Origin of the sequence: Saccharothrix ecbatanensis (genome assembly GCF_014205015.1) — a bacterium.
Lineage (GTDB): Bacteria > Actinomycetota > Actinomycetes > Mycobacteriales > Pseudonocardiaceae > Actinosynnema > Actinosynnema ecbatanense.
The window spans coordinates 228,390-250,814 of the sequence record NZ_JACHMO010000001.1 but is presented as its reverse complement, the minus strand read 5'-3'; the positions used below and the strand labels follow the sequence as shown (position 1 = coordinate 250,814).

Genomic DNA, 22,425 nt, shown 5'->3' with positions numbered 1-22,425 from the left:
CTCTTGCGGATAATCCACCGGTGTCCGAGTAGGTAGGCTGGGGCCATGTCCGCCATGGCCCCAGCCCGCACCGAATCCGACCTGTCGTTCCTCCTGGACCACGCCGGCCACGTGCTGCGCACGCAGATGGCGGCGGCGCTCGCCGAGATCGGGTTGACGGCACGCATGCACTGCGTGCTCGTGCACGCCCTCGAAGAGGAACGCACGCAGATCCAGTTGGCCGAGATCGGCGACATGGACAAGACCACGATGGTCGTCACGGTCGACGCGCTGGAGCAGGCCGGGCTCGCCGAACGGCGGCCGTCCAGCACCGATCGGCGGGCCCGGATCGTCGCGGTCACCGAGAAGGGCGCGGAGCTGGCGAAGCGCAGCCAGCAGGTCGTGGACGGCGTGCACCGGGCCGCTCTGGAATCACTGCCGAAGAAGGACCGTGACGCCCTCCTCCACGCGATGAACCTGCTGGTCACGGGCCATCTCTCCACCCCTGTCGCATCACCGCAGACGGCTCGTCGGGCCCGCGAGAGCACCAGGTAGATCCGAGAGAGATTGTCTGTAACAAAACTATCCGCTACGGTTCCTCCTGTCGCCACTCGGACAGGGGAGAACCATGTCGTCCACGCTCGGAACACCGCTCGCGCCACCTCGCTCCAACCGCTGGACGGCACTGGTCGTGCTGTCCGCGGCGATGCTGATGACGATCCTGGACGGCAGCATCGTCACGGTCGCCATGCCCGCCATCCAGCGGGACCTGGGCTTCTCCCCCGCCGGCCTGAGCTGGACGGTCAACGCCTACCTGATCGCGTTCGGCGGCCTGTTGCTGCTGGCCGGGCGGCTCGGTGACCTGATCGGCCGCAAGGCGATGTTCGTGGCGGGGAACGCCGTGTTCACCGCCGCGTCGCTGCTCGCGGGCGCGGCGACGACGCCGGGTCTGCTGATCGCCGCGCGGTTCCTCCAGGGCGCGGGCAGCGCGATGGCGTCGGCGGTCGTGCTGGGCATCCTCGTGACGCTGTTCACCGATCCCCGCGAACGGGCCAAGGCGATCGGCGTCTTCAGCTTCACCGGCGCGGCCGGGGCGTCCATCGGGCAGGTGCTGGGCGGAGTGCTCACCGACGCGCTGAGCTGGCACTGGATCTTCTTCATCAACCTGCCGATCGGCTTGGCCACGATCGCCCTGGCGGTGCGCGTGCTGCCGTCCGACCGGGGCAGGGGTCTGGCCGCCGGCGCGGACGTGCTGGGCGCGGCTTTGGTGACGAGTGGGTTGATGCTCGGCATCTACACCGTGGTGAAGGTCGAGCAGCACGGGTGGACGGCTCCGCACACTCTCGGCCTCGGCGCGCTGGCCTTCGTCCTGCTGGCCGGGTTCGCCGTTCGGCAGGCGACCGCGAAGACGCCGTTGATGCCGCTGCGGATCCTGCGTTCGCGGAACGTCATCGGGGCGAACCTGGTGCAGATCCTGACGCTGTCGGCGATGTTCGCGTTCCAGATCATCGTGGCGCTCTTCATGCAGAAGGTGTTGCACTACAGCGCTTTGGCGACCGGTTTGGCGATGCTGCCGGCGGCCGTGGCCATCGGCGGTGTGTCGTTGTTCGTCTCGGCCCGCTTGAACACGCGGTTCGGTGAGCGTGCGGTGCTGCTGGCCGGGCTGGTGCTGCTATTCGGGGCGATGCTCAAGCTCACGATGGTTCCGGTGGACGCGGACTACGTGACCGATCTTCTGCCGGTCATGCTGCTGATCGCCGGTGGCGGCCTGGTGCTGCCGGCCCTGACCTCGCTGGGCATGTCCGACGCCAAGCCGGATGACGCCGGACTGGTGTCCGGCCTGTTCAACACCACGCAGCAGGTCGGCATGGCCGTGGGCGTGGCCGTCCTGTCCACCCTCGCCGCCGCCCGCACCGAGGAGGACTTGGCGTCGGGCCTCGCCGAGCCCGCCGCCCTGACCGCCGGGTACCACGTCGCCTTCACCATCGCCGCCGCCCTGCTCGCCGCCGCGTTCGTGGTCACGCTGACCGTTCTGCGCAAGCGCCCCACTGCCTGACCCACCCCCAGTCTGACCGAGGAGATCGACATGACCGTCAACGCAGGCCCCGCACCGCGCACCCTCACCGATGACGAGCTGGTGGCCCTGATCGGGGCACAGCAGTTCGGGGTGCTGGCGACCGTGAAGCGCAGCGGGCAGCCGCACCTGTCCACGGTGCTGTACCAGTGGGACCCGGAGAAACGCACGATCCGCGTCTCCACCACGGCGGACCGCCTCAAAGCCCGCCAGATCCGCACCAACCCGCGGGTGTCGCTGCACGTCAGCGGGCCGGACGTGTGGTCGTTCGCCGTGGTCGAGGGCGATGCGGAACTGGTCGAGGCGGAGACGGACGGCGAGCCGGAACCAGACCGCCGTCTGGCGATCACCCTCCGCGCTTCCCGCCTGTACGGCACCGCGCTCGACATCCCTCAGGCAGGTCGCACCGTGTGAGCAGAGGCACGCGCGCACGATGCGACCCGGCGGGGACTCGACCGTAAAATCGTTTCGGTAGCTAATCAAGTCGCGCGGTCACTGTCGACTCGGGACAGACGACAGGAGCCCAGATGACGGCGACGACCGTCGAGCCCGCCGCGACCCGTCGGATCAACGGTGGCGCGGCGATGTTCGCGCTGGCGATGGGCGGCTTCGCCATCGGCACCACCGAGTTCGCCACCATGGGTCTGCTGCCGCAGATGGCGGACACGTTCGGCATCTCGATCCCCACCGCCGGCCACGCGATCAGCCTCTACGCGCTCGGCGTCGTGGTCGGCGCGCCGCTCATCGCCGGACTGGCCGCGAAGCTGCCGCGCAAGGGTCTGCTGATCGGCCTCACGATCGCGTTGGCCCTCGGCAACGGCCTGTCCGCCATGGCGCCGAACACCACCCTGCTGATGACGGCACGGTTCGTGGCCGGTCTGCCGCACGGCGCGTTCTTCGGCATCGCCGCCGTCGTCGCCACCACCCTCGTGCCGCCGGAACGACGTGGCACGGCGGTCGCCCGGATCATGGTCGGGCTGACGCTGGCCAACCTGATCGGCGTGCCGGTGGTGACCGCCGCCGGTCAGCAGATCGGGTGGCGGGTCGCGTACTTCGCGGTGGCGGTGATCGCGCTCGCCACTGCGGTGGCAGTGGCCCGGTGGCTGCCCCGCGTGCCCGCTCCCCGTGACGCCGGCATCGGCGCCGAACTCCGCGCGTTCCGCCGCCCGCAGGTGTGGTTCGCGCTGGTCACCGGCATGATCGGGTTCGGCGGCATGTTCGCCGTCTACTCCTACATCTCGCCGCTCACCACCGAGGTCACCGGCCTGTCGTCGGCCGCCGTGCCGTGGATCCTGGCCGTGTTCGGGCTCGGCATGACGATCGGCGCCACGGTCGGCGGGCGGTTCGTGGACTGGTCGGTCATGGGCACGGTGTTCGGCGCCATGTCCGCGGTGACGGTCGTGCTGGTGCTGTTCGCGCTGACCGCCACCTCCCCGGTGATGGCGTTCGGGACGGTGTTCCTGCTCGGGCTGGTGTCGCAGATCCTGGCGTCGGCACTCCAGGTCCGGCTGATGGACGCCTCACCCGACGCGCCGTCGCTGGCGTCGTCGTCCAACCACTCGGCGTTGAACATCGCCAACGGCGCGGGCGCGTGGCTGGGCGGTCTGGCCATCGGCGCGGGCTGGGGCTTCACCTCCACCGCGTGGGTGGGCGTGGCGTTGAGCCTGGCCGGGTTGGCGGTGGCCGGCCTGTCGGTCCTGGTCGACCACCGCCGGCTCACCGCCTAGCCGGGTTGTCCTGACCGGGCTGTCCGTCCTGGCCTACCACCGCCGGCCCACCGCCTAGCCGGGCTGTCCTGACCGGGCTGTCCGTCCTGGCCTACCACCGCCGGCCCACCGCCTAGCCGGGCTGTCCTGACCGGGCTGTCCGTCCTGGCCTACCACCGCCGGCTCACCGCCTAGTCCGACTGGACGACCTCGCGCATCCGGGCGGCGAACCGCTCCGGGTCCTCCGCGAAACCGATGTGGCCGCCGGGGAACCTGGTGGGCTCGATGCCGAGTCCCTTGGCGAGCGCGATCGACGTGCGCTCGCACAGCTCCTCCCCCGAGTCCTCGCCGATGCCGACCACGATCCGGGCACCCGCCGAACGCAGCGCGTCGAAGTCCGGCATCCACTGAACAGTCGGCCGGAGCATGTGCGCGTACTGGAAGTGCTCGTCGGCGACGTCCTGCGGGTCGCGTTCACCGCCGAACATGTGCTCGATGACCTCGTCGGGCATCTGGATGTTGGCGATGGTCATGAACCGCTTCCACGCGCCCATGGTGTCGCCGGCCAGGTAGGTGGCGATCATCTCGTCGGTCTGCGCGAGCAGCTGCTCGCCGTCCTCCACCAGCCGGTCCAGCGGCGGCTCGTGCGAGATCACGGTGTGCAGCAGCTCGGGGTGCGCCTGCGCGAGGGCCAGCACGCTGACCGCGCCGCCGCTGGAGCCCAGGACCGCCGCCGGGCCGGCGTCGAGGTGGGTGATGAGCCGGGCCAGGTCGTCGGCGCGCAGCTCCGGCGTCGCGTCGCGGTCCGGGTCGTCCACCTTGCTCCGGTTGATGCCGCGCGGGTCGGTGGTGAGCACGGTGTGGTCGACCGCGAGCAGGTCGGCCAGCGGCTCGAACGACCTGGCGTCCATCGGGGCGGCCACGAGCACCACGAGAGGCCCGTGGCCCCGCACCTCGTAGTGCAGCAGCGCGTCTGGAACGCGCAGGGTGTCGATGGTGGCGCTCTGGGTCATCGGGATCCTCCTGGAACGGGTCTGAAGTGCTCGATCGCCGGTAGTGACTCCCGAAGTGGGGCAGAATCGTCGCTCGTGAGCGAAGTTTTCCCGACGAGTTCCGCGGCGCCCGATCTGACGCGGGCACAGGAGGGTGACGGCGACGCGTTCACCCGCCTGGTGGAACCGTTGCGCAGGGAGCTCCACGCCCACTGCTACCGCATGCTCGGCTCCACCCACGACGCGGACGACGCCCTCCAGGACGCGCTGCTGCGGGCGTGGCGGGGGCTGGCCCGGTTCGAGGGGCGCAGCTCGCTGCGCTCGTGGCTGTACACGGTGGCGACCCGAACGTGCCTGGACACCGTCGAGAGCCGGGGACGGCGGGCCATGCCGGTCGATCTCGGGCCGTCCAGTGAACGGGCGATGATCGGGGACGCGCCGTCGACGGACGTCGCCTGGCTCGGGCCGTACCCGGACTCGGGGCTGCCGGACGGCAGTTACACGCAGCGCGAGTCGGTCGAGCTGGCGTTCGTCGCGGCGTTGCAGCACCTGCCGGGCAACCAGCGGGCGGCGTTGCTGCTGTTCGAGGTGCTGGGGTTCTCGGTGGCGGAGATCGCGGCCATGATGAACACCTCGACCACGTCGGTGAACTCGGCGCTCGCGCGGGCTCGCCGGATCGTCACGGAGAAGGTCCCGTCGCGCACGCAGCAGCAGACGTTGCGGCGGATCGGCGACGCCCGCCTGCGGCAGGTGGTGACCAGCTTCTCCACCGCGCTGGAACGCGGCGACGCGGACGCCCTGGTCGCGCTGCTGACCGAGGACGTCACCTGGTCGATGCCCCCGCTGCCGCACTGGTACCGCGGCATCGAGGCGGTGGCGGACTTCGTCGTGCGGGTTCCGATCGGCGGCTGCGAGGCGTGGCGGCACATCGCCACCAGCGCGAACGGCCAGCCCGCCGTCGGCTGCTACATGTGGGACGAGGGCGCCGGGACGCACCTGGCGTGGGCGATCAACGTGCTGACGCTGCGGGACGACCGGATCTCCGAGGTCACATCGTTCGTCGGCCCCGAGCACTTCCCGGCGTTCGACCTGCCGCCTTCCGTGCCGTGAGCGGTCCACGCCGCACGGTGGACGACGTCCGCGCGTACCTACTCGGGAATCTGAACTCCGCCGTCCGCCGACCGGGGATGTACGGCGGGGAGTTCGCGCTGTGGCTGTACTTCGACGCGATGGCGTTCACCGACGACCGCGCGGAGTCCTGGACGGCCGACCAGGACGCCCTGCGCGCGAGGTCCGCGTCCCTCCCCACCGGCGTGAGCGGCGCGGTCGAGCAGGTCATGGGCGAGCGGCACGACGGCGTCATGTCCTCGGTCTACGCCGAGATCGCCCACCGCCACGCCTGGCTGGTTTTGGACCGCGAGCTGTCGGCGCGGGAGTACAGCCACCTCCGCGACATCTTCCGGGACTGGTCCACCCACGACCGCACCCACAGCGACGTCGTCGCGGCGTTCGGGCCACCCTCGGCGCTGCTGGGCGGTTCGAACCCGTACTACCCGAAGACCCTCGCCTACGGCACGGCGTGCCCCGACGACCCGCTCGTCTTCTTCCACCTCTGGAACGGCAGCGAGCCCGGTGCCAGCCCCGCCTGGCCGCCCGTGCACGCCGAACCACTGCTTCTCGCGGCACGCTGCGGCGGCGCGTCGTTCGCCGACGGGTTCGCCTTCACCCCGAAAGGCGCCGCCCGGCGCGAACAGCTCCGGTGAGCGTCACCAGCCGGTGGCCAGCAGCACCTCTTGGGCGATTTCCCCGACCGACTTGCCGTCCGTCGCGATGCGCACGGTGTGCGGTGGGGCTTCGTCGGCCAGTAGGCGGGCCATCGTGACGCTCCGCTCGATGTGCGGCGCGAGTTGGGAGCCGATCTCCCGGCGGGCGAGGCGTTCGCGGATCGTCGCCTCATCGGCGGTGAGCAGCACGCACGTGGACCGGATGTCCCCCGGTCCCATCGCACGCCGGATCATCTCCTCCTCCACCACGCTGACCGTGTTCGTGTAGACGAGTCGCCGCCGGCCAAGGGCCGCGTAGTTGGACCAGACCGCCGCCAGGTTGCGCTCGGTGATCCCGGTGCGGTGCGGGTCGTCGGCGGGCGCCGGGTGGATCTGGTCCAGGAAGTCCCCCTCGACCAGGCAGTGCGCCGTCCCCCGCGACTGGAGCAGGTGGGAGAACTCCCAGCCGACGCTCGACTTGCCCACCCCGGCGCCGCCGCCGATGAGCACCAACTCACGTGTGATCACGATCTGGCAGCCTGCCACCCCCGATCAGACAGAGGAAACCTCATATCCGCCGTTCAAAGACCCTGCTCCGGATGGTCCTCTGTGGCACGATCGAGCAGGTGACCAGCACACCAGCCGCGACGCAGCACCTGCGCGACCTAGCGCTGCTGCGACGCGTCCGCGACCGGATCGATCGGGACTACGCGCAGCCGCTGGACGTCGAGGCGCTGGCCCGAGGCGTGAACGTGTCGGCCGGGCACCTCAGCCGCCAGTTCCGACGCGCTTACGGGGAGTCACCGTACTCGTACCTGATGACACGGCGCATCGAGCGCGCGATGGCGCTGCTGCGTCGTGGCGACCTCAGCGTCACGGAGGTCTGCTTCGCGGTCGGCTGCTCGTCGCTCGGCACCTTCAGCACCCGCTTCACCGAGCTGGTGGGCGTGCCGCCGAGCGCCTACCGACGCCAGGAGCCGCCTCCGACGGCGGGCATCCCGTCGTGCGTCGAGAAGCAGGTTTCCCGACCGGTCAGGAATCGAGAAGCGCCGGCGCAGAGCCTCACCTAGCGTCATCGCCATGGACATCACCATTCACACCAGCTTCCTCCCGCACGACGACCCGGACGCGTCGCTGGCCTTCTACCGCGACGTCCTCGGCTTCGAGGTCCGCACGGACGTCGGCCAGGGCAAGATGCGCTGGATCACGGTCGGCCCCGCCGGTCAGCCCGACACGTCCATCCTGCTGGCCCCGCCGACCGCCGACCCCGGCATCACCGACGACGAGCGCCGCGTCATCACCGAGATGATGGCGAAGGGCACCTACGGCTGGATCCTGCTGGCCACCCGCGACCTCGACGGCACGTTCGAGAAGGTCCAGGCTCACGACGTCGAGGTCGTCCAGGAGCCCACCCTGCAGCCCTACGGCATCCGCGACTGCGCGTTCCGCGACCCGGCGGGCAACATGGTCCGCATCCAGGAAGTCGGCTGAGTTCCACTGGTGACGGCCGTGCGCACCCGATCGGCGTGCGCCGGCCACCCGGTCCCGGTCCACGACGGACAGAGATGATGGAGAAACGATGAGCAAGGCCACGAGGACCGAGACGCAGGCGCACGCTGCCGACAGCCACGAGCTGATCCGCGTGCAGGGCGCGCGCGTGAACAACCTCAAGGACGTCAGCGTCGAGATCCCGAAGCGCAGGCTGACGGTGTTCACCGGCGTCTCAGGCTCCGGCAAGAGCTCGCTGGTCTTCGGCACGATCGCCGCCGAGTCCCAGCGGATGATCAACGAGACCTACAGCGCGTTCGTGCAGGGCTTCATGCCGACGCTGACGCGGCCCGAGGTCGACATGCTGGAAGGCCTGACTACGGCGATCATCGTCGATCAGGAGCGGCTCGGCGCGAACCCCCGTTCCACGGTCGGCACCGTCACCGACGCGAACGCCCTGCTGCGCATCCTGTTCAGCAGGCTCGGCAAGCCGCACGTCGGCCCGCCCAACGCGTACTCGTTCAACGTGCCCTCGGTGCGGGCCAGCGGCGCGATCACGGTCGAACGCGGCGGCAAGACGAAGGCCGAGAAGGCGACGTTCAACCGCCTCGGCGGCATGTGCCCGCGGTGCGAGGGCATGGGCTCGGTCACCGACTTCGACCTGAGCGCGCTGTACGACGACAGCAAGTCGCTCAACGACGGCGCGATCACCGTCCCCGGCTACAGCATGGACGGCTGGTACGGCCGCATCTACCGCGGCTGCGGCTACTTCGACCCGGACAAGCCGATCCGCAAGTACAACAAGCGGGAACTGCACGACCTGCTCCACAAGGAGCCGACCAAGATCAAGGTCGAGGGGGTCAACCTGACCTACGCGGGCCTGATCCCGCAGATCCAGAAGTCGTTCCTGACCAAGGACGTCGACGCGATGCAGCCGCACATCCGCGCGTTCGTGGAGCGGGCGGTCACGTTCACGACCTGCCCCGAGTGCGGCGGCACGCGGCTGGCCAAGGAAGCCCTGGCGTCCAAGATCAAGGGCAAGAACATCGCCGACCTGTGCGTGATGCAGATCAGCGACCTGGCCGACTGGGTGCGCGAGCTGGACGAGCCGTCGGTGGCGCCGCTGCTCGTGACGCTGCGGCGGACCCTGGACTCGTTCGTCGGCATCGGGCTGGGCTACCTCTCGCTCGACCGGCCGTCGGGCACGCTGTCCGGCGGTGAGGCGCAGCGCACCAAGATGATCCGTCACCTGGGCTCGTCGCTGACCGACGTCACCTACGTGTTCGACGAGCCCACCATCGGCCTGCACCCGCACGACATCCAGCGGATGAACGCCCTGCTGCTGCAACTGCGGGACAAGGGCAACACCGTGCTGGTGGTCGAGCACAAGCCCGAGGTGATCGCGATCGCCGACCACGTCGTCGACCTCGGCCCGGCCGCGGGCGCGGGTGGTGGCGAGGTGGTGTTCGAGGGCACCATCGAAGGGCTGCGTGCCGCCGACACCCTCACCGGACGTCACCTGGACGACCGGGCGACGCTGAAGCCGTCGGCGCGGACGCCGTCCGGGGCGCTGGAGGTGCGCGGGGCGGACGCCCACAACCTGCGTGACGTCGACGTCGACATCCCGCTCGGGGTGCTCTGCGTGCTCACGGGCGTGGCGGGTTCCGGCAAGAGCTCGCTGGTCCACGGCTCGGTCGCCGGCCGCGAGGGCGTGGTCGTGATCGACCAGGGCGCGATCCGCGGCTCGCGGCGCAGCAACCCGGCGACGTACACCGGGCTGCTCGAACCGATCCGCAAGGCGTTCGCCAAGGCCAACGGCGTGAAGCCGGCGTTGTTCAGCTCCAACTCCGAGGGCGCCTGCCCGACGTGCAACGGCGCCGGCGTCATCTACACCGAACTGGGCGTGATGGCGACCGTCGAGTCGACGTGCGAGGACTGCGAGGGCAAGCGGTTCCAGGCGTCGGTGCTGGAGTACACGCTGGGCGGGCGGAACATCGCCGAGGTGCTCGCGATGTCCGTGGTCGAGGCGGAGGAGTTCTTCGGCACGGGCGACGCGCGCACGCCGGCCGCGCACAAGGTCCTCGACCGGCTCGCCGACGTCGGCCTCGGCTACCTCACGCTGGGGCAGCCGCTGACCACGCTGTCCGGCGGTGAGCGGCAGCGGCTCAAGCTGGCCACGCAGATGGCGGAGAAGGGCGAGGTCTACATCCTCGACGAGCCGACCACCGGCCTGCACCTGGCCGACGTGGAGCAGCTGCTCGGCCTGCTCGACCGGCTGGTCGACTCGGGCAAGTCGGTGATCGTCATCGAGCACCACCAGGCGGTCATGGCGCACGCGGACTGGATCATCGACCTCGGTCCCGGCGCCGGCCACGACGGCGGCCGGATCGTCTTCGAGGGCACGCCGGCCGACCTCGTCGCCAAGCGCGCCACCCTCACCGGCGAGCACTTGGCGGACTACGTCGGCGCGTGAGCACGCACCGGTCAGGCCCGTCTCCGTGGGCCTGACCGGTGCCGCTGTTCCCTACGCCTTCGTCAGCCGTACCGCGGTCCACGAGACGGGCGACAGGACCACGCGCAGGTCGCCGTCGGTGATGTCGGCCGTCTGCGCCCGCGGGACCACGCGGTCCGGGTCGGTCTCCGTGTTGGTCGCCGAGCCGTCCTCGTCGTGCATCGTCCACGCCTCGGCCACGGTCACGTCGCCGAACGCCGCGAGCCCGACCCGCAGGTCCACCGGCTCGGACTGGTGCCGGTTCACCACGAACACCACCGTGTCACCGGTTTCCGGGTCGTGCGTGGCGACCGCGTCGACCACGGGAACGTCACCGAAGCGCTTGGTCGAGTACGTCGGCGAGGACGTCTCCACCCGCAGCACCTGCCCTTGCGCCAACCGCGAGGTCAACGCGAACGGGTGGAAGATGGTCTGCCGCCACGCCGGACCGCCCGGCTCGCTGCGGATCGGCGCGATCACGTTGACCAGCTGCGCCTGGCACGCCACCGCGACCCGGTCGCTGTGCCGCAGCAACGAGATCAGCAGGTTGCCGACGACCACCGCGTCGGTGACGTCGTACTGGTCCTCGATGACGCGGGGCGCGGTCTCCCATTCGGTGCGCGGCGCCTCCTGGAACCGCTTCATGTACCAGACGTTCCACTCGTCGAACGAGAGCGTGATCTTCTTACTGCTCTTCAGCCGCGCCCCGACGGCGTCCGCCGTGGCCACCACGCTGTCGATGAAGTGGTCCATGTCCAGCGCGGAGGCGAGGAAGCTGTCCACGTCACCGTCGATCACCTCGTAGTAGGCGTGGCACGAGATGTGGTCCACCTCCTCGTAGGTCAGCTCCAGCACGGTGGACTCCCACTCGCCGAACGTCGGCATGGAAGAGCTCGAACTGCCGCACGCCACCAGCTCCAGGTCCGGCTCGGCCTGCCGCAACGCCCGCGCGGTCTCGGCGGCCAGCCGGCCGTACTCGTGCGCCGTCTTGTGGCCGAGCTGCCACGGGCCGTCCAGCTCGTTGCCCAGGCACCACAGCTTCACGCCGTGCGGCGACTTGGACCCGTTGGCGCGGCGCAACTCCGACAGGTGCGTGCCGCCCTCGTGGTTCATGTACTCGTGCACGTCGAGCGCTTCCTCGACGCCCCGCGTGCCGAGGTTCACCGCGTACATCACCTCGACGTCGGCCTTGCGTGCCCAGCGGGCGAACTCGTCGATGCCGACCTCGTTCGTCTCGATGCTGTGCCACGCGAGCTCACGGCGCACCGGGCGGTCCGCGACCGGGCCGATGCCGTCCTCCCACCGGTAGCCGGACACGAAGTTGCCACCGGGGTAGCGGACCACCTCGACCCCGAGCTCACGGGTCAGGCCGAGCACGTCGCCGCGGAACCCGTCCTCGTCGGCGGTCGGGTGGCCGGGTTCGTAGATGCCGGTGTAGACGCAACGGCCCATGTGTTCGACGAACGACCCGAAGAGCCGGCGGCGCACCGGAGCGATGACGTAGTCGGGGCTGAGGACCAAGGAGGCGTTGAGCACGATTCTGCTTCCTACTTGAGGGCGCCGGCCGACGCGCCGCTGCGCCAGAAGCGCTGCAACAGGACGAAGGCGACGACGAGCGGGACGATGGCCAGCAGTGAGCCGGTCACGACGAGGTTGAACAGCATCCGGGTGCCTGCCTCCTGCTGCGCGAGGTTGAACCAGGTGGTCAACCCCACGGTAAGCGGGTACAGCTCGGAGTCGCTGAGCATCACCAGCGGCAGGAAGTAGTTGTTCCACGTCGCTACCAGCGTGAACAGGAAGACGGTGACGATCGCCGGTCGCATCATCGGGACCACGATCTGCCAGAAGATGCGCAGCTCGCCCGCCCGGTCGATGCGGGCGGCGTCGATCAGCTCCACCGGCACGCTCTCGTCCACGTACACGCGGACCAGGTACGCGCCGAAAGGGCTCAGCAGCGAGGGCAGGATGACCGCCCACATCGTGTCGACCAGCTCCACCTCCGCCAGGATCAGGTAAGTCGGCAGCACCAGCGCGGTGGCCGGCACCATGATCATGCCGAGCAGCGCGGTCTCGAACAACCGCTTGCCCATGAACTGGAACCGGGCCAGCCCGTAGCCCGCGGCGGCGGCCAACGCGGTCGCGCCGAGCGCGCTCAGGCCCGAGTACAGGGCCGTGTTGAGCAGCCACTTTCCGTAGACGCCGTCGTCCTCTCGGAACAGCTGGCCGATGTTCTCGAACAGGTTGAACTCGGCGAACCACAGCGCCGGGCTGTCGAGCAGGTCCGGCTGGCTCTTGGTGGCCGCGATGACCACCCACAGCAGCGGGACCAGGAAGTAGAGGATGCCCACACCCATCAGCAGGTGCGGCAGCCGGGTGTTCACCTTGGTCTGGTTGCCAGATCCGCCGACGGTCATTTGCGCCCACCCCGCCGACGGTTGACGAACACGAACGCGTAGGCGACGACGAACACCAGGAACCCCAAGGCGAAGGAGAGCGCGGCCGAGTAGTGGAAGTCCGAGTACGCGAACGCCTGGTTGTAGGCGTAGAGGTTCGGCGTGTACCCGGCGGAGATCTGCGGCGCGAACCGGGCCATGATCGCCGGTTCGGTGAAGAACTGCATCGTGCCGATGACGGTGAAGATCGCGGCCAGCGAGATGGCCTGCTTGATCGCGGGAACCTTGACCCGCAACGCGATCTGCACCGGCGTGGCCCCGTCGATCACCGCGGCCTCGTACATCTCGCGCGGCACGCCCTGCAACGCCGAGTACAGGATGATCATGTTGTAGCCGGTCCACGCCCACGTCACGATGTTGCCCAGCGACACCAGCAGCAGCGACACGCTGAAGAAGTCGATCGGATCGCCGCCGACGAGCGTCGGCAGGTCCGCGAACGGGCCGAACGTGCGGCTGTACAGGAAGCCCCACATCAGCGCGCCGACCACGGCGGGCACGGCGTAGGGCATGAACGCGATGAGCCGGAACGCCAGGGCGAACTTCGTCGTGACGGCGTCCAGCACCAGCGCGCCGGCCAGCGCGATGCCCAGCATGATCGGGATCTGCACGAGTCCGAAGAGGACGACCCGCAGCAGGCCGTCCAGCAGCAGCGGGTCGGTGAACGCGCGCACGTAGTTGTCGAAACCGCTGAACCTGACGCCGGTGGCGAGGCTCTTGCTGGACAGGCTGAGCCAGAACGCGTACCCCAGCGGCACGATCAGGAACGCGACGACGACGAGGAAGAACGGGAGGACGAACAGCGCGCCGGCCACCGGGTGCGCGGTGACCCTGCGCGACCTGCGCCGGGACCGGCTCTCGACCGGACCGGCGGGCGGCGATTCCTCCGCCGCGGGTGCCGTGATCGGTAGGGACCGGGTCACGGTGAACCTCCTGACTGTGCCGGAACTGGCGGGGTGGTGGTCGGGCCCGCCGCGGCGTCGGGGTACGCCGCGGCGGGCCGCGAGAGCACTACTTGCTGACCTTGAAGCCCTGCTGCTCGGCGTACGCGACGACGTTCTTCTGCGTCTCCTCCAGCACCGAGTCCCACGACCTGCTGCCCGACATCGCCTCGGCGCTGCGGTCGTTCAGCTCGCCGAAGACGAAGTCCTGGAACGGCGTGTACTGGAACTCGCCCAGCTTGTTCGACACCGGCACGAAGATCTCGTTCACCTTCTGGCCGTTGAAGAACTCGTACGCCTTGCCGGTGAACGCCGGATCCGCCGCGACGTCCTTCACCAGCGGGTAGAGGAACGCCTTGTTCAGGCCGATGTCCCACGCGGGCTTCGACTTGCCGAACAGCTCACGGGCCACGATGGTCGCGGCCTTCGGGTTCTTGGCCTGCTTGGTGACGGTGAACGTCGAGCCGCCCCAGTCGCCCTGCTCGTCGGCGCCCGCGGTCCACTGCGGCATCGGCGCGACGGCCCACTTGCCCGCCGTGTTCTTCAACGAGCCCGCGACGTAGCCGGGGGTCCAGCCAGCCGCGGCCCAGGTCCAGTACTTGCCGGAGTCGAGCGCCGCGGTGGCGTCGGCGGTGAAGAACGGGTCCTTGGCCATGAGGCCCTTCTCGACCAGGTCGCCGTACAGGTCGAACACCCGCTTGCACTCGGGCGCGGTGAGGTTGATCTTCACCTGGTCCTTGGCGGTGGCCTGCGAGTAGCCGTACGGGCGGCAGCCGGACTGCCACATCAGGCCGTTGATCCAGCCGCCGTCGCTGCCGAAGCTGGCGATGTGGCCGTTCGGGTCGGCCGCCTTGATCTTCGCCGCCGCGTCCGCGTACTCGGCCCACGTGGTCGGCACCGGGATGCCGTGCTGGTCGAAGAGGTCCTTGCGGTACATCAACGCCATCGGGCCGCCGTCGACCGGGATCGCGTAGACCTTCTGGCCGTCGGTTGCCTGGCTCCACGCCCACTCGGCGTAGAGGCCCTTGTCCTCGTTCGCCCCGTGCTCGCCCATGTCCACGAGGGCGTCGAGGATGATGAACGTGGGGATCTGCTGGAACTCCACCATCGCCACGTCGGGCGCGCCCTTGCCGGCCGTGAACGCCGTCTTGAGCTTGGCGTACTGGTCAGGACCGGTGCCGACGTTGGTCCACTCGACCTGGATGTCCTTGTGCGAGGCGTTGAACGCCTCGACGACGCCCTTGAACTCCGGGTACCAGGCCCAGACGGAGACCTTCACGGGTCCGCCGTCGTCGCTGGAGGCTCCCCCGCAGGCGGCCACGGCGAGCAGGCCGCAGGCGGCCAGCCCTGCTCGGAGTTTCGCCAACCATGTGGTGCCGGGCATGAATGTGCCTTTCCGTCGCGGCATGCGTCCGGGCATGCGCCACCGCGATCACGGTCCGTGAGCGAGACGTACAAAAGGTATGCGGTGACCCCGCGAGGCGCGATCTGGTGCCCTGAGGTCGGTCGGGGTGTTGCGCCACGACCGACGGGTTCGGGGGAACCGATCGTGACTGCCGCCGTGGCACCGGGTCTTGCTGCGCTGCAAAAGACTATGGACGCCGTTTTGCTGCGCTGCAAGACCTCACCTGAAGTTAATCCAAACGAGATTTAACACGCCGGCGCCGTGTCGGCAGGTCGGACTTGTCCCGAGGGCAGGGCGACAGGCACACTGTTTTGCAGCGCTGTAGCGGTAGGGCCGCCGCGCCGGTCCAACGGAGGAGAACGATGCGCGACGCCACGCTGCGTGACGTAGCTGAGCTGGCCGGCGTGTCCGCGCGAACGGTCTCGAACGTGGTGAACGGCTACGCGCGGGTCACCGAGCGGACCCGGGAGAAGGTCGAGGCGGCGATCAAGGAGCTGGGCTACCGGCCCAACGTCCTGGCGCGCAACCTGGCCAACGGCCGGTCCGGCCAGATCGCCGTGGTCGTGCCCTACCTGGACACGCCGTACTTCGCGGAGCTGTTGCAGGCCATCATCCCCAGGGCGCGGGAGCGCGGCTACAACGTGCTGATCGACCAGACCGACGGGGATCCGGCGCACGAGCGCGAGCTGATCCGGCGCGGCGCGCGGGCGTTCCTGTTCGACGGCATGATCTTCAGCCCGCTGGGACTGGCCCAGGAGGACCTGGCCGACAGCGACCCGACGCTGCCGTTGGTGATCCTGGGCGAGCGTTCGTCCAACGGCGTCTTCGACCACGTGGGCATCGACGACGTGGAAGCGTCCCGCGAGGCCACCGCGCACCTGATCAAGCTGGGCAGACGGCGGATCGCGGCCATCGGCGACCAGCCGTACCCGACCGGTGAGGCGGCGCAGCTGCGCACCCTCGGTTACCGGCAGGCCCACGCCGACGCCGGGCTGCCGGTGGACGAGTCGCTGATCATCCACACGCCACGCTTCAACCGCGCCGACGGTTTGGGCGCGATGCGTCACCTGCTGGACCGCGACAACCCGCCGGACGCCGCCTTCTGCTACTCCGACCTGGTAGCGCTCGGCGCCCTGCACGAGATCCTCGACCGCGGGCTGCGGGTGCCGGAGGACATCGCGCTGATCGGCTACGACGACATAGAGGAAGGCCGGTACGCCAACCCGACCATCAGCACGATCTCGCCGGACAAGGTCGCCATCGCGACCACCGCCGTCGAGCGACTGCTGAGCCGCATCGACAGCTCCGAGCCGCTGCCCGGTGTCGAGGTGCGCGCCGGTCACCGGCTCATCGCCAGGCAAAGCACCCTGGGCCGCGCGGCCACCGCCTGATCGTTCAGGCCCGGCGGTTCCGGCGGTTCCGGCGGTTCACACGGTTTCGCCAAACGCGTCCGGACCTGACAGCCCTGACCGACCCGCGCGCCGTGCCATGATCCGCGGTATGGCCCGGTTCCGGCACACCGCCCAGCTCGTCGCCGTCCCGCAGCGCTGGTTCGAGGACTTCGTCGACCTCGCCCACGAAGTCGTGGGTGAGCACCTCGGCGAGGGTGCCGACACGCATTTCCGGCTGGTCGGGGGCACGGCGTTGCAGCCGGGGGCGCGGTACGAGGCGGTGGACGGGCCGCTCGACGTGGAGCTGCTGTCCTGGGGTCGGGACACCGACACGGCAGCCCGCCTCCACATCGCGGACAAGGACTCCGAGCTGGAGGCCACGGTCCGGTTCTCCACCCCGGCCGCGTTGCGCACCGTCCACGCGGACGTGGACTTCTGGATCACGGCCGGCCGGTGGGCGAAGTCCCTGGGCACGGCCCGGATCGAGGTACGCGCCGACCTGGCCCGCTGGTGGTCCGGCGCCAAGCCGTCCCTGTCCGCCCAGCTCGGGCACCGCCTGTTCTGGGCCTCGTTCGACGTGACGCGCAAGCCGGTAGCCGGCGGCCGATGGGCGGTCACCGTCACCTGCCGCGTCTACGGGCGCACCGCGTTGCGGCCGTTCACCGCGCTGATGCTCCTGGGCACGAGAGGTCGGATCCGGGCCGGGCTCGTGGAGGGCCTCGACCAGTTCGCCGCCGACTGGAACGCGCGACTCCCCGAGCTGCTGGAGAAGAACCGCGACGAGCTGCGCGAGCTGATCAGCACCGAAGTGTCCGACCTCCAGGGCTGACCCTCGTGTGCTGATTTACCTTCCGCGCGCAAGCCTTGTGTCTCAATCGCTTCTCGCCACGAATCCGACCCCGGAGTCTTGACGCCGGCGATCCGTGGTGGTGCAGTGCCGTACTGGTAAGCGCTTTCCTCTACCGGCACGGACCACGAGGAGACCTAGATGGCACGGGTGAACCGTCGGACCTTCCTGGGTGGCGTCGCAGCCGCCGGTGCCGCGTTCGGGCTCCCCGTCGGCGTCGGCAGCGGCAGCGCGCGAGCCGCGGCACCCCTGGCCGACCCGCCGCGCCAGGCCACGCTGACCTGGCTGGAAGGCGGCACGCCGGCGACGCACGCGGGCACCACGTGGGGCGTCCCGTGGCCGCGCGGTGTGTTCGGCAAGGACCAGACGTTCGCGCTGACCACGGCCACCGGCGAGCAGGTGCCGGTGCAGACGTGGACCACGGGCGTCTGGCCGGACGGCTCGCTGAAGTGGAGCGCGCACGCGATCAGCGGACCGGCCGCGACCTCGGAGTACCGGCTGGAACCGGGTCCGGCGCAAGCCCCGGCGCAGGCCGTCACCGTGGAGGACAAGGCCCAGCACGTCATCGTCCGCACCGGCGTCATCGACGTGACGGTGCGCAAGAGCGGCGCGGACCTGATCGAGCGGATCATGCGCGGCGGCGAGCCCGTCGTCCAGCGCGGGCACCTGGTGTGCCTGCGCCAGGACCACGACGAGGACGACGACACCGGCAGCGCGAAGCGGGAGAAGTTCGTCAGCGAGGTCCGGAACGTCATCGTCGAGCAGAGCGGTCCCGTGCGGGCGGTGCTGCGGATCGACGGCGTGCACCGCGGTGCGGCGAAACAACGTGAGTGGCTGCCGTTCACCGTCCGGTTCTACTTCTTCGCCGGCACCGACAGCATCCGCATGACGCACACGTTCGTGTGGGACGGCACCACCGACGACTACCTGCGTGGGCTCGGCATCCGGTTCGAGGTGCCGATGCGCGACGAGCTGTACGACCGGCACATCCGGTTCGGCGGTGAGGAAGGCGGCCTGCTGCGCGAGGCGGTTCGCGGTATCACCGGCCTGCGCCGCGACCCGGGGGCGGCGGTCCGGAGCGCGCAGGTCGCCGGCCGGAAGCTACCACCGACGTCCACTTGGGACACTCGGGTCAGCAGCAGGCTGCACCTGATCCCGACGTGGGGCGACTACAGCCTGAGCCAGCTCACGGCGGACGGTTTCTCGATCCGCAAGCGGACCAAGCCCGGTCACACGTGGGTGGACGTGGACGCGGGGCGGCGCGCTCCCGGTTTCGGCTACGTCGGCGGTGCGAGCGGAGGGTTGGCGTTCGGCCTGCGGAACTTCTGGCAGCTGCACCCGGCCCAACTCGACATCCGGGGCGCGGCGGGTGACAAGGCGGAGGTGACGGTCTGGCTGTGGTCGCCGGACGCCAAGCCGATGGACCTGCGGTTCTACCACGACGGTCTGGGCATGGACACGTTCCCGGAGCAGTTGGAGGGCCTCCAGATCACCTACGAGGACTACGAACCGGGCTTCGGCACGGCGTACGGCGTGGCGCGGACCAGCGAACTCACGTTGTGGGCGCTCGGCGCGACACCGGACGACGCGAGCCTGGCCGCCATGTCGCAGGCCGTGCAGACGCCGCCGTTGCTGGTCGCGCCGCCGCAGCACATGCTGGCCGCGGGCGTGTTCGGCGACTGGTCCCTGGTGGACCGCTCCACCCCGGCGCGGGCGGCGATCGAGGACCGGCTGGACTTCCTCTTCGACTACCACCGCGACCAGGTCGAACAGCGCCGCTGGTACGGGTTCTGGAACTACGGCGACGTGATGCACACCTACGACTCGGACCGGCACCAGTGGCGGTACGACATCGGTGGGTACGCGTGGGACAACTCGGAGCTGTCCACCGACCTGTGGCTCTGGTACGCGTACTTGCGCAGCGGGCGGGCGGACGTGTTCCGGATGGCCGAGGCGATGACCCGGCACACCGGCGAGGTCGACGTGTACCACCTGGGTCAGTGGAAGGACCTCGGCACGCGGCACAACGTGCTGCACTGGGGTTGCAGCGCCAAGCAGTTGCGCATCAGCACGGCGGCGAACCGACGGTTCTACTACTTCCTGACCGCCGACGAACGGGTCGGTGACCTGCTGCGGGAGCTGGTCGACGCGGACCGCACGTTCGTGGCCCTGGATCCGCTGCGCAAGATCCGGACGGAGCCGTACACGCCGGACCCGAAGGCATTGGCTGTTGGTCTGGGCACGGACTGGGGCGCGCTGGCGGCGGCGTGGCTGACCGAGTGGGAACGCGGCGGCGACCCGGTTGCGAGGGAGAAGCTGCTGGGCACCGTGGAGGACATCGGGGCGTTGAAGAACGGCTTCATCACCGGGGAGGCGTTGTACAACCTGGAGACGGGCCGGTTCGCCACGGATCGGGTGCAGGTGAGCGTGTCGCACCTGTCGGCGGTGTTCGGGTTGGCGGAGATCTGCAGTGAGCTGATCGACATCCTGGGTCAGCCGACGTTCGAGCGGGCGTGGTTGCAGTACTGCCGGCTGTACGGGGCGACGAGGGCGGAGCAGCAGGCCGAGGTCGGCGGCTCGTGGAACATCGGTTTCCGCCAGATGCACTCCCGCCTCACCGCGTACGCGGCGGCGCGGACGGGGGACGACGCGTTGGCGCAACGGGCGTGGAACGAGTTCTTCGCGGGCCAGGACGGTTACGGTCCCGGATTGCCGTGGAAGTCCACGCGGGTCGAGGGCCCGAACGCGTTGCGCCCGGTCGACGAGGCAGCCTTCGTATCCACCAACGCGTCCGCCCAGTACGGTCTCGCCGCCATCCAGAACCTGGCCCTGGTGGGTGACAAGCTCCCGCCGGCCCGGGTGGACCGGTAGCCACACGCCGACAGCGCCCGTTCCGCAGCCCCCGTTCCTGTTCCCACCCTCGTTCCCTTGCCCCCGTTCTCCTGCCCCCGTTCTCCTGCCCCCGTTCCGGCACCGCCGGAACGGGGGTCTCGTCACGGGGACCGGAAGCGTGGCACCACCAGGCCCGACTCATAGGCGGCCACCACGGCCTGGGTGCGGTCGCGCAGGCCGAGTTTGTTCAGCAACCGGCTGACGTGCGTCTTCACCGTCTCCTCGGTGATGAACAGCCGGGCCGCGACCTCGGGGTTGGACAGGCCCTCGGCGACCAGCCGCAACACCTCGGTCTCGCGCGGCGTGAGGGTGGCGAGGGTGGGGGCGGGCTGGTCAGGGCGCAGGCGGGTGAACTCGGTGATCAGGCGCCGGGTGACGGTCGGCGCCAGCAACGCCTCCCCGCGCGCGATGACGCGCACGGCGTCGAACAGCTGCTCTCCCGTCACGTCCTTGAGGAGGAAACCGCTGGCCCCCGCACGCAACGCGTCGTAGACGTACTCGTCCAGGTCGAAGGTCGTCAGGATCAGGACCCGCGGCCCGGCTTCCAGCTGCCGGGTCGCTTCGATGCCGTCCATCCCCGGCATCCGCACGTCCATGAGCACGACATCGGGCGACAGGTCACGGCACAGCCGCACCGCCTCCCGACCGTCGGCCGCGGTGCCGACCACGGTGAAATCCGGCTGGGTGTCGAGCAGCGAGGCGTACGCGGCGCGGATCACCTCGTGGTCGTCGGCGACCACTACGCGGACGCTCGTCATGGGGACTCCCCGGCCGGGAGGGTGGCCTCGACCAGGAAGCCGCCCACGGCGGTAGGACCGGTGTGCAACCGACCGCCGACGGCCGCCGCCCGTTCTCTCATACCCGTCAGCCCATGCCCAGGACCAGGCCCGTGCCCGTGCCCGCCGGGCGGTGTGGTGGCCGGTGGACCGGGTCCGTTGTCGCGGATTCGCAAGCGCAGCACCGAATCCGTGTAGTGAAGCTCCACGTCGACCGCCGCGCCCGGAGCGTGCCGCCGCGCGTTGGTGAGGGCCTCCTGGATGATCCGGTACGCGGCCAGCTCGACGCCCGGGTCGAGGTCCGCCGGGCTGCCGGAGACGATGAGCCGAGCGCCCGCGCCGGACGTGTCCCTGGCCTGGTCGAGCAGTTCGTTGAGCTGTTGCAGGCCGGGTTGGGGCCGCCGGTCCGCCACCTCGTCCGGCGCGTCCTCCCGCAGCACACCGAGCAGCCGACGCATCTCGGTCAACCCGGCCCGTGCGGTGTCGCCGATCTCGGACAGCCGCTGCGCGCCGGCGGCGGGCATCCCGGGCGTGGTCAGCCGGGCCGTCTCCGCCATCACGGCGATCATGGAGATGTGGTGCGCGACGACGTCGTGCAGTTCCCGGGCGATCCGCGCCCGTTCGCCGCGCGCGGTGTGCTCCCGCAGGCTTTCGACGACGGCCTGCCTGGCGGCGTGGTGCACCTGCGCCTCACCGCGTGCCGACAGGGCGAATCCCAACCACACCGCGATCGACCCGAAAAAGGCCGCCAGCACGGCCAGGAAGCCGCCGCCGAGCAGCGCCAGCACCAGGTACGGCGCGGCCAGGACCGTGGCGAGGTTGTGCCCGCCGGCCCGAGCCAGCCGGTACAGCACGATCACCTGCGCGCAGAGGCCCGCGGTGGTGAAGCTGTGGAACAGCCCGAGCGACAGCACGGCCGCCGCCGTGGTGGCGATGGCGGCGGGAGCGGGCCGCAGGATGGCCAGCGGCACCGTGGTGGCCGCCGCCAGCAAGCCGAACACCAGGACGAGTTGGACGTCCACACCGCTGGTCACCGCCCGCACGACCGACTCGGCGACGGCCACCGCGCCCAGCAGCACCCCGGCCGCGATCGGGGCGCGCGGGGACGCGGCGAACCGCAGTACCCAGTCGCTTTCTTCGCTCACCCGATCATTGTGGCCGTCCGCCGGCAAACCCGCGTCACCACAGGTGGTGACTCTGTCATCCCTCTTGTGAGGGACGCTTGACCCC

20 protein-coding genes are annotated in these 22,425 nt (G+C 70.0%); 12 read left to right on the top strand and 8 right to left on the bottom strand.

Annotated features, from left to right (window positions below; all coding sequences use genetic code 11):
- Positions 1-45 precede the first annotated feature (45 nt).
- The 4 genes from F4560_RS01085 (at position 46) to F4560_RS01070 (ending at position 3,780) form a co-directional block, all read left to right on the top strand.
- The gene (locus F4560_RS01085) at positions 46-534 is read left to right on the top strand and encodes a MarR family winged helix-turn-helix transcriptional regulator (RefSeq protein WP_184914940.1); all 489 of its coding nucleotides are present in this window, start codon (positions 46-48) and stop codon (positions 532-534) included.
- 73 nt (positions 535-607) lie between these two features.
- Positions 608-2,035 carry an MFS transporter gene (locus F4560_RS01080; RefSeq protein WP_184914937.1) on the top strand — a complete coding sequence of 476 codons (1,428 nt, stop codon included), beginning with the start codon at positions 608-610 and terminating at the stop codon, positions 2,033-2,035.
- A 30-nt stretch (positions 2,036-2,065) separates the two neighbouring features.
- Complete coding sequence (locus F4560_RS01075) at positions 2,066-2,467, top strand: pyridoxamine 5'-phosphate oxidase family protein (RefSeq protein WP_184914934.1); 402 nt, start codon at positions 2,066-2,068, stop codon at positions 2,465-2,467.
- Positions 2,468-2,580: 113 nt separating this feature from the next.
- Complete coding sequence (locus tag F4560_RS01070; RefSeq protein ID WP_184914931.1) at positions 2,581-3,780, top strand: MFS transporter; 1,200 nt, start codon at positions 2,581-2,583, stop codon at positions 3,778-3,780.
- A 170-nt stretch (positions 3,781-3,950) separates the two neighbouring features.
- On the opposite strand, the gene F4560_RS01065 is transcribed toward F4560_RS01070, so the two are convergent.
- Positions 3,951-4,772, bottom strand: a complete 822-nt coding sequence (locus F4560_RS01065; RefSeq protein WP_221483286.1) for an alpha/beta fold hydrolase — start codon at positions 4,770-4,772, stop codon at positions 3,951-3,953.
- Positions 4,773-4,847: 75 nt separating this feature from the next.
- Here F4560_RS01065 and F4560_RS01060 point away from each other — a divergent pair, with 75 nt between their 5' ends.
- On the top strand, positions 4,848-5,861 hold the full coding sequence (locus F4560_RS01060) for a sigma-70 family RNA polymerase sigma factor (protein WP_184914928.1): 1,014 nt from the start codon (positions 4,848-4,850) through the stop codon (positions 5,859-5,861).
- Positions 5,858-6,514 carry a hypothetical protein gene (locus F4560_RS01055; protein ID WP_184914925.1) on the top strand — a complete coding sequence of 219 codons (657 nt, stop codon included), beginning with the start codon at positions 5,858-5,860 and terminating at the stop codon, positions 6,512-6,514. The genes F4560_RS01060 and F4560_RS01055 overlap by 4 nt, the downstream gene beginning before the upstream one ends.
- A 3-nt stretch (positions 6,515-6,517) precedes the next feature.
- Here F4560_RS01055 and F4560_RS01050 read toward each other — a convergent pair whose 3' ends face one another.
- On the bottom strand, positions 6,518-7,042 hold the full coding sequence (locus F4560_RS01050) for a nucleoside/nucleotide kinase family protein (RefSeq protein WP_184914923.1): 525 nt from the start codon (positions 7,040-7,042) through the stop codon (positions 6,518-6,520).
- 98 nt (positions 7,043-7,140) lie between these two features.
- On the opposite strand from F4560_RS01050, the gene F4560_RS01045 reads away from it, so the two are divergent.
- The 3 genes from F4560_RS01045 (at position 7,141) to F4560_RS01035 (ending at position 10,475) form a co-directional block, all read left to right on the top strand.
- Positions 7,141-7,584: a helix-turn-helix transcriptional regulator gene (locus F4560_RS01045; RefSeq protein ID WP_184914920.1), complete on the top strand. Its 444-nt coding sequence runs from the start codon at positions 7,141-7,143 to the stop codon at positions 7,582-7,584.
- A gap of 10 nt (positions 7,585-7,594) precedes the next feature.
- Positions 7,595-8,005, top strand: a complete 411-nt coding sequence (locus F4560_RS01040) for a VOC family protein (RefSeq protein WP_184914917.1) — start codon at positions 7,595-7,597, stop codon at positions 8,003-8,005.
- 88 nt (positions 8,006-8,093) lie between these two features.
- Entirely contained in the window at positions 8,094-10,475 is a 2,382-nt protein-coding gene (locus F4560_RS01035) for an ATP-binding cassette domain-containing protein (RefSeq protein WP_184914915.1), read from the top strand.
- Positions 10,476-10,526: 51 nt separating this feature from the next.
- Here the strand turns inward: F4560_RS01035 and arfA are convergent, their stop codons facing one another.
- The 4 genes from arfA to F4560_RS01015 all read right to left on the bottom strand — a co-directional run bounded on the left by arfA (position 10,527) and on the right by F4560_RS01015 (position 15,268).
- On the bottom strand, positions 10,527-12,029 hold the full coding sequence (arfA, locus tag F4560_RS01030) for an arabinosylfuranosidase ArfA (RefSeq protein WP_184914910.1): 1,503 nt from the start codon (positions 12,027-12,029) through the stop codon (positions 10,527-10,529).
- Between the two features lie 11 nt (positions 12,030-12,040).
- Entirely contained in the window at positions 12,041-12,907 is an 867-nt protein-coding gene (locus tag F4560_RS01025; RefSeq protein ID WP_184914907.1) for a carbohydrate ABC transporter permease, read from the bottom strand.
- Positions 12,904-13,866 carry a carbohydrate ABC transporter permease gene (locus tag F4560_RS01020; RefSeq protein WP_312868015.1) on the bottom strand — a complete coding sequence of 321 codons (963 nt, stop codon included), beginning with the start codon at positions 13,864-13,866 and terminating at the stop codon, positions 12,904-12,906. Before F4560_RS01020 ends, F4560_RS01025 begins: the two co-directional genes overlap by 4 nt.
- 88 nt (positions 13,867-13,954) lie before the next feature.
- Complete coding sequence (locus F4560_RS01015) at positions 13,955-15,268, bottom strand: ABC transporter substrate-binding protein (RefSeq protein ID WP_184914904.1); 1,314 nt, start codon at positions 15,266-15,268, stop codon at positions 13,955-13,957.
- Positions 15,269-15,651: 383 nt separating this feature from the next.
- Between F4560_RS01015 and F4560_RS01010 the strand changes: the two genes are divergently transcribed.
- From F4560_RS01010 to F4560_RS01000, 3 genes are all read left to right on the top strand, one after another.
- The gene (locus tag F4560_RS01010) at positions 15,652-16,680 is read left to right on the top strand and encodes a LacI family DNA-binding transcriptional regulator (protein ID WP_184914901.1); all 1,029 of its coding nucleotides are present in this window, start codon (positions 15,652-15,654) and stop codon (positions 16,678-16,680) included.
- Positions 16,681-16,789: 109 nt separating this feature from the next.
- The gene (locus F4560_RS01005; protein ID WP_184914899.1) at positions 16,790-17,509 is read left to right on the top strand and encodes a hypothetical protein; all 720 of its coding nucleotides are present in this window, start codon (positions 16,790-16,792) and stop codon (positions 17,507-17,509) included.
- 159 nt (positions 17,510-17,668) lie between these two features.
- Positions 17,669-20,398 carry an exo-rhamnogalacturonan lyase family protein gene (locus tag F4560_RS01000; protein WP_184914896.1) on the top strand — a complete coding sequence of 910 codons (2,730 nt, stop codon included), beginning with the start codon at positions 17,669-17,671 and terminating at the stop codon, positions 20,396-20,398.
- Between the two features lie 122 nt (positions 20,399-20,520).
- Here F4560_RS01000 and F4560_RS00995 read toward each other — a convergent pair whose 3' ends face one another.
- Together F4560_RS00995 and F4560_RS45915 are read right to left on the bottom strand one after the other, a co-directional pair.
- Complete coding sequence (locus F4560_RS00995; RefSeq protein WP_184914893.1) at positions 20,521-21,177, bottom strand: response regulator; 657 nt, start codon at positions 21,175-21,177, stop codon at positions 20,521-20,523.
- Positions 21,174-22,340 carry a sensor histidine kinase gene (locus F4560_RS45915; protein WP_184914891.1) on the bottom strand — a complete coding sequence of 389 codons (1,167 nt, stop codon included), beginning with the start codon at positions 22,338-22,340 and terminating at the stop codon, positions 21,174-21,176. The genes F4560_RS00995 and F4560_RS45915 overlap by 4 nt, the downstream gene beginning before the upstream one ends.
- Positions 22,341-22,425 lie beyond the last annotated feature (85 nt).

What these genes read in the sequence shown, in the direction of transcription:
- F4560_RS01040 (WP_184914917.1), top strand. Translation starts at nt 7,595, where the DNA reads ATGGACATCACCATTCACACCAGCTTCCTCCCGCACGACGACCCGGAC.
- F4560_RS01035 (WP_184914915.1), top strand. Translation starts at nt 8,094, where the DNA reads ATGAGCAAGGCCACGAGGACCGAGACGCAGGCGCACGCTGCCGACAGC.
- F4560_RS01005 (WP_184914899.1), top strand. Translation starts at nt 16,790, where the DNA reads ATGGCCCGGTTCCGGCACACCGCCCAGCTCGTCGCCGTCCCGCAGCGC.
- F4560_RS01000 (WP_184914896.1), top strand. Translation starts at nt 17,669, where the DNA reads ATGGCACGGGTGAACCGTCGGACCTTCCTGGGTGGCGTCGCAGCCGCC.
- F4560_RS01080 (WP_184914937.1), top strand. Translation starts at nt 608, where the DNA reads ATGTCGTCCACGCTCGGAACACCGCTCGCGCCACCTCGCTCCAACCGC.
- F4560_RS01010 (WP_184914901.1), top strand. Translation starts at nt 15,652, where the DNA reads ATGCGCGACGCCACGCTGCGTGACGTAGCTGAGCTGGCCGGCGTGTCC.
- F4560_RS01025 (WP_184914907.1), bottom strand. Translation starts at nt 12,907, where the DNA reads ATGACCGTCGGCGGATCTGGCAACCAGACCAAGGTGAACACCCGGCTG.
- F4560_RS01015 (WP_184914904.1), bottom strand. Translation starts at nt 15,268, where the DNA reads ATGCCCGGCACCACATGGTTGGCGAAACTCCGAGCAGGGCTGGCCGCC.
- F4560_RS00995 (WP_184914893.1), bottom strand. Translation starts at nt 21,177, where the DNA reads ATGACGAGCGTCCGCGTAGTGGTCGCCGACGACCACGAGGTGATCCGC.
- F4560_RS01075 (WP_184914934.1), top strand. Translation starts at nt 2,066, where the DNA reads ATGACCGTCAACGCAGGCCCCGCACCGCGCACCCTCACCGATGACGAG.
- F4560_RS01065 (WP_221483286.1), bottom strand. Translation starts at nt 4,772, where the DNA reads ATGACCCAGAGCGCCACCATCGACACCCTGCGCGTTCCAGACGCGCTG.
- F4560_RS01085 (WP_184914940.1), top strand. Translation starts at nt 46, where the DNA reads ATGTCCGCCATGGCCCCAGCCCGCACCGAATCCGACCTGTCGTTCCTC.
- F4560_RS01070 (WP_184914931.1), top strand. Translation starts at nt 2,581, where the DNA reads ATGACGGCGACGACCGTCGAGCCCGCCGCGACCCGTCGGATCAACGGT.